Here is a 14,436-nt window from a genome sequence, read left to right as displayed (position 1 = left end):
TTATTCTTGTGAACGAACCACTGCTATGGGTTCTGTAATTTCAGATTTCTCAGGCTTCTTTGTACGCAACCGGCGGTAAAGCTTCGTCCCACTTTGAATCCCGTGCCCAAAATGGAGCAAACCACCTTGCCACCCCACGGATCCGGGAAAGTGGGAGTCCCTCTGATGCATTTTTAAGCTTTGGCCCGGCGAAGTGGTTTCCCGACTTACTTCCCAAAGATAAAAAAAGACCTGGGAGTGCAGGCTGGGATGAGCGACTGACTATCAGTCCCGCGTGGTTCACAAGGTTGTTCAGCGCGCTGAGCTACCCGCGAAGGTGGCGTGACCGGGTGTAGCTTTGTGAGACCGTCTGCGGCCAGGACGGCCGCAGCCGAGCCCCCAGGGATGGGTTAAGGGGGGGCGCCTAGCTCGTGTCTCACAAAGCTACACCCGGTCGCGGTACCGCCACGGTCTCGCCAGAAACTCCGCTACTTCAGGCTCACCGCCGGGCAGTGCTCTTTCAGAAATTCGTCGTGGCTCGGCAAAGTCGCCACCATTTCCGCAATCGCCGTGCGGCCGCTTTCCATCGCCTGGCGAATGGTAGCCAGCGGCATGTTTTCGATACGCGGATCACTCGCGCGCGGGCGTACGCCCATGCCCTCGAATACCGAATACCAGCTGGGGCTGTGGAACAGCTCGTCGACCCCCTCACGCAACACGCCGTGGCCCTCGAACAGGGCGATACGCTCGCGCAGGGTCTGCGGGATTTCCGCATCCTGCCACCAGCGCCAGAAATCCGTGTCGTCGCGGGCCGTCAGGCAGTAGTGCAACACGATGAAATCCCGAATCTCCTCGTGGTCCAGGCGCATGCGGCGGTTGTACTCCGCTGCCAGCGCGGGATCGCAGTCCTTGCCGGGGAAAAAGCGCAGGAAGAAATCCACCCCGCGGGTCACCAGGTGAATCGCGGTGCTCTCCAACGGCTCGATAAATCCGGATGCGAGGCCCAGCGACAGGCAGTTGTTCTTCCACAGCTCGTCGCGAATGCCGGTGCGAAACGGAATCACCATAGGATCGGTAAGCGGCTTGCCATCCACCGCTTCCAGCAACCGCGCCCTGGCGTCCTCGTCACTGATAAAACGGGAGTCGTACACATAGCCATTGCCGGTGCGGTGCTGCAACGGAATCCGCCAGCGCCAGCCGGCGTCTTCCGCCGCAGCGCGGGTGAACGGTGTGGTATCGCCGGTGTTCTCCGTCTGTACGGTGACCGCACGATCACAGGGCAGGTACTGTTTCCAGTCCTCGAAGCCCACCCCAAGGTGCTTTTCGATCAGCAGCGCGCGGAAGCCGGTGCAGTCGATAAAGAAATCCGCCTCGACCTCGCGGCCATCCTTAAGACGCAGGCGTTCGATAAAGCCGTCCGTGCGGCTCTCCACCTCACTGACGATCCCCTCGACCCGCTGGACACCGCGGGCCTCGGCATACTTGCGCAGGTAGCGCCCGGCCAGTTTGGCGTCCAGGTGCAGCGCATAGGCGCCGCCACCAATCGGAGTTTTCTGGGCTTTCTGCGGCAGGAAGAACTTGCCCTCCCGCGCCATCACCGAACACGGGGCGTAATCCTGCAGTGGGGTGTCGTCGCCGTTCTGCCGGGCCCACAGCCAGGCCTGGTAAAACTCGTGTATACCCAGGCGCTGGCCAATCACGCCGAATGGGTGAAAGTACTTTTCACCTTTGCTGTGCCAGTCCTCGAAGCTGATGCCGAGCTTAAAGCTGGCCTGGGTCTCGCGGATAAAGTCGCGTTCGTCGATACCCAGCCCGCGCAACAGGCCGACAAAAGGCGGGATGGTGGATTCGCCAACACCGATGGTGCCGATTTCTTCCGATTCCACCAGGGTAATTTCCACCAGCTCGCGTTTGAATTGGTTGGCCAGTACCGCCGCCGCAATCCAGCCGGTGGAGCCGCCGCCGACGATAGCGATTTTGCGGATCCGGTTGTCTGCACTGTTCATGTGGAGGACTCCTGTTGTGCGCCCAGCACGTAGCGGGCGAGAAATTCGTCGTGGTCCGGCGCTTCGGCAACCGCCGCGCGCACGCTCTGCTGCATGGATTCCAGGCTGGAACACAGGGCCTGCTCCGGCACCCGATCCGCAGCCAGGTCCCAGCCATCCGGCAGGTAATCAAAACCGGAAAAGATCGCCAGCCAGCTCGCCGGCTGGAACATTTCCCAGCGATAGCGCATCACATAGCCGCGCGCGCGGAACAACTCGATCTTGCTCTTCAAGGTGTCCGGCACATCGCCGCGCTGCCACATGTCGCGGCACTCGCGCCAGAAGTCGCTGTCGTCACGCCCGTTCAGCGCATAGTGCAGGACGATGAAATCCCGCACGCGCTCGTACTCGAAACGCGTCTGCTGATTGAACTCATCCACAATCGCCGGCTTGATGCCGCGACTCGGGAACAGTTGCTTGATCCGCTCGATTCCGGTCTCGATCAACGCAATGGACGTGCTCTCGAGCGGTTCGAGAAATCCGGCCGACAGGCCCAGCGCAATCACATTGCCGTTCCAGGCCTGCTTGCGGATTCCGGGCTGGAAGCGGATCAGGCGCGGTTCCGCCAGCGCCCGCTCGCCCAGTGTTTCGGCAAATTCTGCCTGTGCCCTATCCTCGGGAAGGAAGCGGCTGGCAAAAACCCGCCCGTTGCCATCGCGCTCTTGCAACGGAATGTTCCACTGCCAGCCCGCGCTGTGTGCATCCACCTGCGTATAGGGCCTGGCGCCGCCGCTGCGTTTACTGGGCGCGACCCAGGCCGCGTCGCACAGCAGCCACTGGCTCCAGTCTTCAAACCCGGTTTCCAGTGCACCCTCTATGAGCAGCCCGCGAAAGCCGGAGCAGTCGATAAACAGGTCGCCATCCACGGTGTGGCCGTCCCGCAGGTGCAGTGTCTGCACAAAGCCATCATCGGTTTTCTGCACCCGTTCGATGGTGCCCTGGATATGGCTGACACCGGCACTGATCGCGTGTGTGCGCAGCAGTTCGGCAAAGCGCCCGGCATCCAGGTGCAATGCCCAGTCGTAAACGCTCAGGGTAGAAGCCGGTTTCGGTGCGGGCGGGGAAAATTTGTCGGCGAGCGCCAGTTGCGCACCGAGGGAAAAATCCGTGAGGTCACCGGCGAGGCCGGCATTCTTGGCTTTCAGCCAGTACTGCAGGAAGTCCACCCCATTCAGGGACTGACCAAACACGCTGAACGGATGGAAGAAGCTGTGCCCCTGCGCTTTCCAGTGATTGAACTGGATACCCAGTTTGCAGGTGGCGCCAATGGCCTGCATGACCGAAAGGTCTTTCAGACCCAGCTGCTGGTAAAAGCGGCGGATGGTAGGCGTGGTGGCCTCACCGACGCCGATGGTGCCGATGTCCGGGGACTCCACCAGCGCGATCGACAGCGGCGTGCCACGGAAATGCTGCTGCAGACTCGCCGCCGCCATCCAGCCCGCGGTGCCGCCTCCGACGATCACCAGCCGCTGGATATTCTGTTCGCTATTCAAAGCTCTCGTCATGCTACATCGCCCTGCTCCCTGTTGGAGCTGTGTGTGCGTTGCACTGTATTTCTATTGTTATTGCGGTCGATTACAAAAAAATTCCGAACTGTTGCCATTACTAACAACGAAGCACGCAATTTTTTGCTCCCCACAGACAACAAAGGCCCGGAGTTACCCCCGAGCCTTCGTCGCTTTACATCCTGTGAGAAATGCAAATAGGTTGCATGCCTTAGAAGCGCGCGCGAACACCCAGGGAGTAGCGGGGTTCGAACTCGTTCTGGGACAGGTACTGTTTGCCAGCGCCGGAGAAGTCGATGTAGTAGTCCTCGATTTCGCCGGTGATGTTGGAACCGTTCAGGTACACAGTCACATCATCCATCACGTCGTAGCTGATCTGGGCATCCACGTAGCTGGTGGGCTTCTGGTACGCCTGGAAGCCGGTACCGCCGAGATCCGGATCAATCAGACGGTCACTGCGGTAGTTGTAGGCAATACGTGCCTGCAGACGATCCGCCTGGTACCAGGTGACGAAGTTGAACTGGTGTTCACTGTTGTCGTTGAACGGCAGCTTCTTGCCGTTGGCATCCAGCTTGTCCTGGGTGCTCGGCGAGTAGGTGTAGTTGGCGTCGATACCGAAGTCGCTGATAAAGCCATCCATAAAGTCGCCGAATGCCAGCTTGGTACCCAGTTCTGCACCGTGAATGCGGCCACCGTCACCCTGTACCGGGCCGGATACCGGCACTTCGCGGCGTACAACGCCGTCGAGGTCGGCAAAGGCGCGCATCTCGCCCACACCGTTCACGACGAAGCTTTCGATATCGATATCGAACACCGCCAGGTTCACCATGGAACCCTCACCGAAGTAGTACTCCACCGCCGCGTCCAGGTTAGTCGCACGCCACGGATCCAGGTACGGGTTACCACCGGATTCGGCGCTGGTCACACAGCGGGTGCCGAATTCCGGGCAGTCAGAAGTGTTCACCTTCAGGCCGCCACCGTAGTTGCCCAGATCCAGCGGAGTCATGGTCTTGCTCGCCGCGAAACGTACCAGCAGGTCCTCGCGCACGTCGACGATCATGTTCAGCGCCGGCAGCACGTCGGTGTAATCGTTGGTGGCGTAGTAGTCGCCAGCATCGATGTTGGTGTCGCCGTAGTTCTTGATGTCGCCGGTAATATTCTGGCGCACAGAGATCTCGGTATCGATCACGCGCACACCGAAGTCACCGCGTACGATGCCTTTCTCAAAGCCAGCGTTGATGGTGAAGCTGTCTTCCACGAAGCCAACGTCGTAGCTCTGGCCCGGAACGATTACGCGGTAGGCGTCGCCGAATACTTTCTTCTGGAACGCTACTACGTCGTCGAAGTCGCGCGGATCGATCGCCCACACGCCCGGCAGGCCGGAAGTCACGGAGCCGTAGTCATCGACCCAGATCACGTTGTTGTATTCGTTGAGCTTGGTCGGGCGGTTTACGGTGTAACCCTGGAACTCGCCGTTCACCAGTTCACCCGCCTGACACTGGTCTTCGCTCATGACCACGTCGATGGCTTTCCACTGGGCTTCACAGCCAGCAGGATCGGTTGCACCGTTGCCGCCGTAGAAACGGGAGAACAGGTGGAACTGCTCGATGCTCACTTCGCGGTCGCTGCGGCGCAGGCCCATATCAACGCGGTTTACGAAGCCGAGTACCGGCTCATCGAAGTCGTAGGTGCCCTGCGCAGAGAACACGTCCATGGATGCGTCGGACTCGTTGTTGCCCTCGGAGGAGAAGGCCGCAACGGCGTAACTGTCCTGGTTAGCCATGTAATCGCGCAGGGTCGCGCCGTCACCCAGACCGCCGCTGATGGGGTTGTCGAAACCGCCCCAAAGCGGGTGGTTGCCGGAGATGTCGTAGGTCAGCTGTGGGGTCTCGCCGTAACCGCCCGGGTTCGGGTCGATGAAACGGCCGCCTTCTTCACCGGCTTCACCCACGTAACGGCTTTCGTCGTACTGGCTGGCGATTTCTTCCGGGTAGAACGGCAGGATTTCTTTAGGGGTGCCTTCACGCCAGCTGGACAGGTCGCCCTGGGCCTGGCCATTCATGGACAGACGGTTGGCTTCACCGTGGATAGCGCGCACGCCACCGCGGAAGTTGCCGCCGTTGTCGTAGTTCAGCTCCAGGTTGAAGTTCTTGGAGTCGGAAGTGGTGGCACGGTTTACGGTAAAGGAGTTCACCCACAGGGCGTCTACCGCGTACTCGTCCACGTTCACCCAGTCTTCACCGTTGGCACCGTCAAAGCCGGTGTCGGTGTACTCGGTCGGGGTCAACCAGTCGAGGGTCTGCCAGCGGTTGGAGACGTTCAGTCCCACTTTGCGGTCGTATTCGTTCAGCTCGGTGTAGAAACCTTCGGCGACTACGCTGAAACCGTTACCCAGCTCGGCTTCGAACGCCAGGTTCAGGCCGGTGCGCTCACGCTCAACCACGCGGTTGAAGCTGTCGAAACCGTGCGGCGCACTGTAGTTCATGCCGCTGCCGCCCCAGTCGTTGTTGCCGTAAACCGCGCCGGAGTAACCCGCGTAGTTGTTGGCCAGGTTGGCTTCGCTCTGGCTCGCAGATACCAGCACACCCATGGTCTCATTGCGCCAGCTCACCAGGCCGTTCACAGCCGGGTCGGTCTCGCCGGTGATGTCGCCCTGGGCGGCTTCGGCGGCGAAGGTAGAGGTGAAACCTTCATCGAACTTCATCGGACGCTGGGTTTGCAGGTCGATGGTGCCGGTGATGCCGTTCAGGGAGTTGTTCAGGTTGGTGGACTTGCTTACCGCAACACCGCCCAGCAGCTGGGACGGAATGTCGGTCAGCTTCGGCTGCGCGCCACCCAGGTTGCCGGCGGTCAGGTACTGTTCGCCGTTCAACAGGGTTACCACTTGCGGCAGGCCGCGGATGTTGGCCTGGGCGCCCTCACCGGCGTCGCGCAGGATCTGCACGCCGGAGATACGCTGCAGGGAGTCGACCACGGTGACGTCCGGCAGCTTGCCGATGTCTTCCGCGATAATGCCGTCTACCATGGCAACGGTGTCGCGCTTCAGGTTGACTGCAGAATTCTGGGCACCACGTACGCCCAGTACGGCCACTTCTTCGATGCTATTGGCATCGTCGGTCTGCGCCAGTGCCGCAGCACTGAATCCAGTCAGCGCCGCAATAGCGGTCGCCATGGATTTCTTTTTGAATCCAGTCATCTTCTTCATGGAGCGGGTCTCCCCCATCGTCGTCACGTCATTTTTCGTTATGTCGGTTCGTCAGGGGGGCAACACTCAACCACAAAAAAGGGCGGCCCACTCCTGCGCAAGCGTATAGTCCCGCCGCGCGCCAAAGTGAGTCGTCCCACCTTCGAAAATTACCGAAATATGGACAATCCCACCTTGAAATGCACAAAGCGGGAAATGAAAAATCTTTTTAAATCAAATATTTAGATCGCCCATCACAAAATGCACCAAATTGACGCAAAAAATCTGGGACGCGAATGTGGAAGATACCGGATGCGCAAAAATCAACCAAGGGGAATGTTTGACTACAGGTCCGGGAAAGTCACTTGAGTCGCCTGTCGCCTCAATAATCCCGCACGGGACTTACCCCTTTACAGCGCCGGCGGACAAGCCCGAAACCAGGTACCGCTGCAGCGCCAGAAACAGCAACATGACCGGTATCGAAACGAGAATGGAGCCGGCAGCAAAGAAGCCCCACTCCGACGCGTAGTCGCTGACAAAAAAGCGCAGCCCCACAGGCACTGTGTAGAGGGATTCGTCATCCATGAAAATGGACGCGAGGATGAATTCGTTCCAGGCGGTCATAAACGCGAACAGACCGGTGACCGCGATCGCCGGGCGTGCCAGCGGCAGGATGATGCGGGTGAAGATCATCCAGCGCGATGCCCCTTCCAGCAGCGCCGACTCCTCGATTTCGTACGGCAGTGTGTCGAAATAGCCCTTCAGCATCCACACGCAGAATGGCAATGCGGTGATCGAGTACACCAGGATCAGCCCCAGCCAGGAGTTCCCCAACCCCAGCCACTGCACCACAATCACATACAGCGGGATCAGCATCAGCACCGCCGGGAACATCTGTGAGATGAGAAACAGCATCAAGCCGCGCTCGCGGCCGGCAAAGCGGAACCGGGAAAAGGCATAGGCGGCGCTGCAACTCAGCGACAGCCCCAGCAAGGTGGTGCTCAAAGCCACTACCAGACTATTGCCCAACCAGCGGAGAAACGGCTGCTCGGTGAGCACCGCGGTGAAATTCGACAGATTCCACTGCTCCGGGAGCGGTATCAGTGCCAGCAACTGCTGGCCGAGGCTCGCGTCTTCAGGAAGCTGTACCAACGTCAGTGACTGCTGGCCGGAGAAGGCAAGGCTCACTACCCACAGCAGCGGGTAGATCACGATCAACGAGGCAAACAGCAGCAACGCAAAGCGCCAGCTGAAGATATCCCGCAATATCCGCCCCGCTCGCCCCGTCGTAGGAGCCTGCTTGCAGGCGAACGCCACCAGGCTACGCACAGGGCCACGGGGCTGTTCGCCTGCAAGCAGGCTCCTACGGGGGGAGGAATCGTTTGGAAGGTTCATCGCGCCGCCTCCAGTGTCCGGCTCACCCGCGTCTGCCAAATTGCATAACCGAACAGCAGCATCAGGATGACCACGGAATAGGCAGCCGCATAGGCATACTGGTATTTCTCGAAGCCAATGCGGAACGCCTTGGTGATCAGGATATCGTTCGCCCCGGCCGGTGCGCCGTCGCTCACCAGGTAGATCACGTTGAACATGTTGAAGGTCCACACCACTGACAGGATCACCGCCGGGATCAGCACCGGCTTCAGCAGTGGCAGGGTAATGGTGCGGAATTGCAGCCAGCGCCCGGCACCTTCCACCTCGGCGGCCTCGTACAGGTCTTTCGGGATCGACTGCAGGCCACCCAGGATAACCACCAACATAAACGGCACACTGAGCCACACATTGGTCACCAGCCCAGTAAAGAAGCTGGCGCCGATCGAATCAAACCAGGCCACCGGTGCCAGCCCCAGTACCTGCAACCCCTGGTTGACCGCCCCGAACTGCGGGTGAAACATGCCCTTCCACACCAGCGCGGTAATGTAATTGGGGATGGCCCAGGGCAGGATCAGGATCACCCGAAACCAGCCGCGGCCGAAGATGGGTTTCTCCAGCGCCAACGCCAGTAGCAGCGCCAATCCCACCGCCAGTATCACGTTGCTGGCGGTCCAGCAGATGGTGATCAGCAGGGTCCAGTAGAAGTTGTCGAAGTCGAGACTGCGCCCGGCGCCCTCCCCCCGCCACAGGTCGAGGTCGGCCAGAATCGACACATAGTTGTCGAACCCGGCCCAGCGGGACCACAGCGGCATGTGCTCGTTGAACACCGTGGTATCGGTGAACGACAGCAACAGGCCGTATACCAGGGGGAACAGCACCAGCAGGGTCATCCCCAGCATCGCCGGCGCGATATAAAGATAAGCATTGCGGTTGGCCCGCCAGCCCGCGGCGAGTCCGCTGTGATAGCGGCGCCACAATCCGGCAGCAACCAATATCAGTACCACCGGGATCAGCCACAGCCATAGTGGCATGGAGTAATCGGCGCCACTGCGCGCGCGGGAGCGCTGCAGGCGCGCCAGGTCGGCGCTGATCTGCCGCTGCAACTGGTGCAGCTCCGCCTCAGGCGCCGCGGCCCCCTTTACCACTTTCTTGATCGAGTTCTCCAGCGGCGCCCAGATCAGGGTCATCGCAGGGAAGTTGGGGATAGGCGCTGCGGTATCCAGCTGTGCGCGGAACGCCATGGCCGTAGCATCGCCAGCTACCTGCGGATGTTCAAACGCGGTCAGGTTGGCCGGCAGCTGTCCGCCTTCGATCGCCATGATTTCGGCGGCGTGGCGGCTGGTGAGAAACGCCATCAGATCCACCGCGGCCTGTGGGTGGCGCGACCAGGGCGACAGGAACAGCCCCTCCACCGCCGCCCAGGGTGCCAGCGGTCGGCCGCTGTCACTGTTGCGCGGCAGGGGCACCACTTTGTACGGGATATCTGCGGCAATCTCGCCCAGCATCCAGGGCCCGCTGATCACCATCGCCGCGCGGCGCTGATTGAACAGGCTGGTCACCAGTGTGCTGCTGGGCTCTTCCGGCAGGATATGCTCGGACCGTACCCAGCGGGTGAGCATTTCCAGCGACTGGATATTGGCGCGACTGTCCAGCGCCAGTTGTCCACGGGCGTCGAACGGGCCATTGCCAAAGCTGTTCATCAGCGCGCCGTGGAAAAAGGGCTCGGTATAGCTGTACGCGAGACCAAAGCGCCCGGTGTTGCGATCGCTGTGCCGCCGGGCTTCTGCCACCAGTTCATCGGTGGTTTGCGGTGCGTCCGACACCAGGTCGGTATTGATAATCAGCGCGGTGCTCTTGAAGTTGAATGGCAGGCCGTAAAGGTGCCCTCCGAAACTCATGGCCTGAATCAGGTTTTCGGGGAAGCGTGTGCGCAATTCGGCGTCGACAAGATCGTCAATTGGCGCCACCGTGTGTCCGGCGCTGGCCCAGCCGCCGAGACGGTCATGGGCAAAAACGAACAGATCCGGTCCCTGTCCGCGGGGCAGGGCCGCGGAGAGCTTGTCGGCATAGCCGCCATAGGGCACCGCCAGAGTCCTGACGATCACCGCGTTCTGGCTTTGGTTGTACGCCTCCACCAGCTGCTCGAAGGCGGCGCGCTCGGCACCGCGGTAGCCGTGCCAAAGGTTGACTGTATCGGCAGCACCGACGTGACCAGCGAACAGCAAAAGTACGACCTGTAGGAGCCAGCTTGCAGGCGAAAGCCACGCACGACAACGGCTCCGGGGATGGCTGCCTGGGAGAGGCTCGCCTGCAAGCAGGCTCCTACACGGTGGGGGGGTCAGCACACCACTGCTCCAGCCGGAACACCGACATGGCGAATCCGTTGCTGGCTCCCGGCATCAAACAGGTATACCGCCGCAGGGTCGAACGCGAGTGCGAGCGTTTCTCCCGGTGTAAGCAATTGCATACCCGGCAGCCGCGCAACCATCCGCTCATCCCCCGCGCGCAGGTGTACCAAGCGCTCGGCACCGAGGCTCTCCACCAGCTCGACCACCGCCCGCAACCGCGGCCAGTGCCCCGGTGCGTCGGCGGCGGGCACCAGCTGTTCCGGGCGCAGCCCCAGGGTGAGAGTCTGGGGCTGGTTCTGCAACCCATCCAACGCAAGCTCGAGCATTGCGCAGTGCACGCCACTGCCGGTGTTGTGCACCGGCACCAGGTTCATCGGCGGTGAGCCCATAAAGCCAGCTACGAAGGTATTGTCCGGATCGCCGTAGAGCTCGAGTGGCGTGCCCACCTGCATCAGCTGCCCCTGGTTGAGGATCGCAATGCGGGAACCCAGGGTCATGGCCTCGACCTGGTCGTGGGTAACGTAAACAGAAGTGGTACCGAACTCCCGGTGCAGCCGGCCGATATTCGCGCGCATCTGCACCCGCAGCTCGGCGTCAAGGTTGGACAGGGGTTCGTCAAACAGGAATACCTGGGGCTCACGCACCATGGCGCGGCCAAGGGCGACACGCTGGCACTGGCCGCCGGACAATTGCCCTGGTTTGCGCTGCAACAGGTCAGACAGGCCGAGCGTGTCTGCCGCCTCACGCACCCGCCGCTCGATACCGAGTTTGGGGGTATGCCGCACCCGCAGCCCAAACGCCATATTCTCGAACACGGTCATGTGCGGATAGAGGGCGTAATTCTGGAACACCATAGCGATGTCCCGGTCTTTCGGCGGCAGGTCATTGACCAGGTGGCCGCCAATATACAACTCACCTGCAGTCACCGATTCGAGCCCCGCAATCATGCGCAGGACGGTGGATTTGCCACAGCCAGACGGACCCACCAGCACCATAAATTCGCCGTCGCGGATCGACAGGTCGAGCTCCGGCACGGTCGGCAGGCTATCGCCATAACGCTTGCTCACGCCTTTGAATTCAATACTGGCCAAGGGGGCAGCTCTCTCTCATCGCCATCAGTACGCCGGCAGGGTTCTTTTTCTATCGCACTTCTATCTATCGAACTTCTATCTATCGAACTTCTAAGGGACATTGGTTTTAAACGAAGGATGCCAGCCCTTACCGCCTGCCACCACAGGACACCCCATTGGCGGGCAGGCAAACACTGAACAATAAATGAACAGATCCGTTATTGCAAAGCAATCCGCGCCGCACCAGTAGGGCACACAGGAAACATTTAACGCCTCTTTCATACAGTAGGCGCCGTCATCACCCTGCCAGCTGCACGGCTGTACTAGATTTAGCTCGCGCTGCCGTATCGCGCACTCAGAAGTCAATAAGTACGCTAAGGACACCGAGATATGCGCCTGGCCCCCCTCGCGGCATTCAGCCTGACCGCGGCAATTCTTGCCGCCTGTACCATTCAGCCAACTGCCATCGATGAAGAGACCGTCAACCAGCGCGCCAGCAGCGACTGGATGGCGACGTTCGGCAATCAGCAACCGGTAACCGGTCCCATCGACCTCAACGAAGCGATTGCCCGCGCCATCGCTTACAACATGGACAACCGCCTTAAGCTGATGGAAGCCGTGGTCGCCAACCGCAACCTGCGCCTGAGCCGCTGGGACATGCTGCCGGAAATCGCCGCCAGCGCCGGCTATCACCACCGCAACAAGCAGCACTTTGCCAGCAGTGAGGACGTCAACGGCAATCAGTCCCTGGCCCAATCCACCTCCCTCGACAAAACCTACAGCACTGCAGGGCTGGAACTTTCGTGGAATGTGCTGGATTTCGGCATCAACTACCTCTCCGCCAAACAGGCCGCCGACGGGGTGATGATCGCCATCGAACGCCAGCGCAAGCTGATGCACAACGTCATCATGGATGTGGAATATGCATTCTGGATGGCCGCGGCCGCCCAGCGTGCGGAAAACCAGCTTCCCGGACTCATCGCACAGACCGAGCGCGCGTTAGAGAAATCCCGCCAGAGTGCCGAGCGCGGCCTGCGCCAGACCGAAGCCAGTCTCTCCTACCGTCGCGACCTGCTGGACCTGATGCAGGAACTGCTGGCGCTGGAAGGCGACATGCACGCGGCCAAAATGGAATTGGCCTCGCTAATGGGCCTGCCTCCCGGCACTTCGTTTATGGTCAGCGCGACTCAGAGTGACATCCTGCGCAGCCCCTTCTCGGAAATGAGCATGGAGGAGCTGGAACAGTACAGCCTGCGCAACCGCCCCGAGCTGTTGGAAGAAGACTACCGGCAGCGCATTGCGGCCACTGAAATCCGCAAGGCGTGCCTGCAACTGTTACCGGGCCTGGAACTGCGCACCGGCTATTTCTACGACGATAACAGCTACCTGCTTTACAACGACTGGGCCGAAAGCAGCCTGCGTCTCACCTGGGACCTGCTCGGCACCGTAGTGGCCGGCCGCGACCTGGTGGGCTATGCCCGCGATACCGAACGCCTCGGCGACGTGCGTCGCGCCGCGCTCACCGTGGCGGTACTCACCCAGGTCAACCTCGCCTACAGCCACCTGCGCCGCGCGCAGTTGAACCACGGCTACGCCACCGAACTCGCGTCCATCGATGGCCAGATGTCGAGCCAGTCCCGCGCCCGCTGGCAGGCCAGCCAGGGTACCGAGCTGGAAAGTATTCACGCCGCCACCCAGTCACTGCTCTCCAGTGTGCAGAAAGATGTGAGCTATGCCGACTGGCGCAGTGCCAGCAGCCGCCTGGGTAACGCGGTGGGCTTCCAGCCGGAGTTTTATATCGACTATCGCCAGCCGCTGGAGGTGATCGAACAGCAGGTCGCGGATATGCGGACCCAGAGCGCGAACATGGAGCTGCTGCCCATCGGCGGCTACACCGCCGAGGGCGCCGAGAAGCGCGAAGCGGAAATTCGCGAAGACGGTTCGGCGGCAGCTTACTGGTAGCAGCTACAGACCGTTGAAATAGCTCATCGCGGAGCGCCCTCCACTTTGGAGGCACGCCGCAAACAATGAAGTATCAGTGGTACCCAGAGATGTTGAAGATTTTTCGCACGCAGCCACGGCCTGCGTCACTACGCCCCCGCAAAACTTTTGCTGCGGTGTTTTTCCCGGTTTTTCTTGCGGCCACACTCGCCCCGGCCACCAGCATGGCCGCGTCAGCCGGCGACACGGCACCGGCCAAACTCAATGCACTGAGCCGGGTACAGCTTTCCAGCGAACTGGCCGCACGCCTTACCCAGGTCAAAGTACGCGCCGGCGACCATTTCTCCCGCGGTGATCTGTTGGCGCGCTTCGACTGCACCGAATTGAAGGCCGAACTCGAAGGTGCGGAATCCCAGCGCGCCCTCGCCCGCCGGCAGCTGGATGCGAATATTTCCCTCAAGCAATTGGGCGGGAATGTCAGCGAACTGGAAATGGTACAAAGTGAAGCGCAGCTCGCCGAGGCCACCGCCAGCGCCAAGGTGTTAAAGCACCGCAACAGCTACTGCGATCTGCGCGCGCCCTTCGACGGCTTCGTGGTAAGCCGCAGTATCGAACCTCACCAGCGCGTGGATGTTGGCGCGCCACTTCTGGAGCTGGTGGATAACCGCAGCCTGGAAGTAGAGGCCATTATTCCTTCCGGATGGCTGGCAAAACTTTCTATCGGTGACCGCTTTGAAGTCACCATTAATGAAACCGGCCGCCGCTATGCCGCTACCCTGCAACGCATTGTACCGGTGGTGGATCCGGTTACCCGTACGGTGCGCGTCATCGGTCATATTGATGCTGGCCCTCAGGAAATATCCCCGGCGACACTGTTGATTTCCGGCATGAGTGGCGAAGCCAGATTTTCCCTGAACGACGGCAGTAAAGATTTACTGGCCGACACCAAGGATCCCGCCGCAGCGCCATCCACCAGCGGAGCCAACTAGC

General features: G+C 60.8%; 8 protein-coding genes. 2 read left to right on the top strand and 6 right to left on the bottom strand.

Annotated features, from left to right (window positions below):
* Positions 1–467: 467 nt before the first annotated feature.
* The 6 genes from LC093_RS19160 to LC093_RS19135 form a co-directional block, all read right to left on the bottom strand.
* Positions 468–1,985 (bottom strand): tryptophan halogenase family protein, encoded by a 1,518-nt coding sequence (locus LC093_RS19160; protein ID WP_226668738.1) that lies wholly within the window; start codon positions 1,983–1,985, stop codon positions 468–470.
* On the bottom strand, positions 1,982–3,529 hold the full coding sequence (locus LC093_RS19155; protein ID WP_226668736.1) for a tryptophan halogenase family protein: 1,548 nt from the start codon (positions 3,527–3,529) through the stop codon (positions 1,982–1,984). The genes LC093_RS19160 and LC093_RS19155 overlap by 4 nt, the downstream gene beginning before the upstream one ends.
* Positions 3,530–3,740: 211 nt before the next feature.
* A complete protein-coding gene (locus LC093_RS19150; RefSeq protein WP_226668734.1) occupies positions 3,741–6,734 on the bottom strand; it encodes a TonB-dependent receptor in 2,994 nt (997 codons plus the stop codon).
* Between the two features lie 381 nt (positions 6,735–7,115).
* Positions 7,116–8,108, bottom strand: a complete 993-nt coding sequence (locus tag LC093_RS19145; RefSeq protein WP_226668732.1) for a sugar ABC transporter permease — start codon at positions 8,106–8,108, stop codon at positions 7,116–7,118.
* On the bottom strand, positions 8,105–10,312 hold the full coding sequence (locus tag LC093_RS19140; protein WP_226668729.1) for an extracellular solute-binding protein: 2,208 nt from the start codon (positions 10,310–10,312) through the stop codon (positions 8,105–8,107). The genes LC093_RS19145 and LC093_RS19140 overlap by 4 nt, the downstream gene beginning before the upstream one ends.
* Positions 10,313–10,425: 113 nt before the next feature.
* On the bottom strand, positions 10,426–11,526 hold the full coding sequence (locus LC093_RS19135) for an ABC transporter ATP-binding protein (RefSeq protein WP_226668725.1): 1,101 nt from the start codon (positions 11,524–11,526) through the stop codon (positions 10,426–10,428).
* A 369-nt stretch (positions 11,527–11,895) separates the two neighbouring features.
* On the opposite strand from LC093_RS19135, the gene LC093_RS19130 reads away from it, so the two are divergent.
* Complete coding sequence (locus LC093_RS19130; RefSeq protein ID WP_226668721.1) at positions 11,896–13,467, top strand: TolC family protein; 1,572 nt, start codon at positions 11,896–11,898, stop codon at positions 13,465–13,467.
* An 89-nt stretch (positions 13,468–13,556) separates the two neighbouring features.
* Positions 13,557–14,435 (top strand): efflux RND transporter periplasmic adaptor subunit, encoded by an 879-nt coding sequence (locus tag LC093_RS19125; protein WP_226668717.1) that lies wholly within the window; start codon positions 13,557–13,559, stop codon positions 14,433–14,435.
* Position 14,436 lies beyond the last annotated feature (1 nt).

This window comes from Microbulbifer aggregans, assembly GCF_020524005.1.
Taxonomy (GTDB): Bacteria; Pseudomonadota; Gammaproteobacteria; order Pseudomonadales; family Cellvibrionaceae; genus Microbulbifer; species Microbulbifer aggregans_A.
Note: the sequence above shows the minus strand (reverse complement) of the source record. Positions and strands in the feature narration are given on the sequence as shown.

Bases quoted from the DNA above. Each gene is read 5' to 3' on its own strand.
- LC093_RS19155 (WP_226668736.1), bottom strand. From the start codon at position 3,529: ATGACGAGAGCTTTGAATAGCGAACAGAATATCCAGCGGCTGGTGATC.
- LC093_RS19130 (WP_226668721.1), top strand. From the start codon at position 11,896: ATGCGCCTGGCCCCCCTCGCGGCATTCAGCCTGACCGCGGCAATTCTT.
- LC093_RS19160 (WP_226668738.1), bottom strand. From the start codon at position 1,985: ATGAACAGTGCAGACAACCGGATCCGCAAAATCGCTATCGTCGGCGGC.
- LC093_RS19145 (WP_226668732.1), bottom strand. From the start codon at position 8,108: ATGAACCTTCCAAACGATTCCTCCCCCCGTAGGAGCCTGCTTGCAGGC.
- LC093_RS19150 (WP_226668734.1), bottom strand. From the start codon at position 6,734: ATGAAGAAGATGACTGGATTCAAAAAGAAATCCATGGCGACCGCTATT.
- LC093_RS19125 (WP_226668717.1), top strand. From the start codon at position 13,557: ATGTTGAAGATTTTTCGCACGCAGCCACGGCCTGCGTCACTACGCCCC.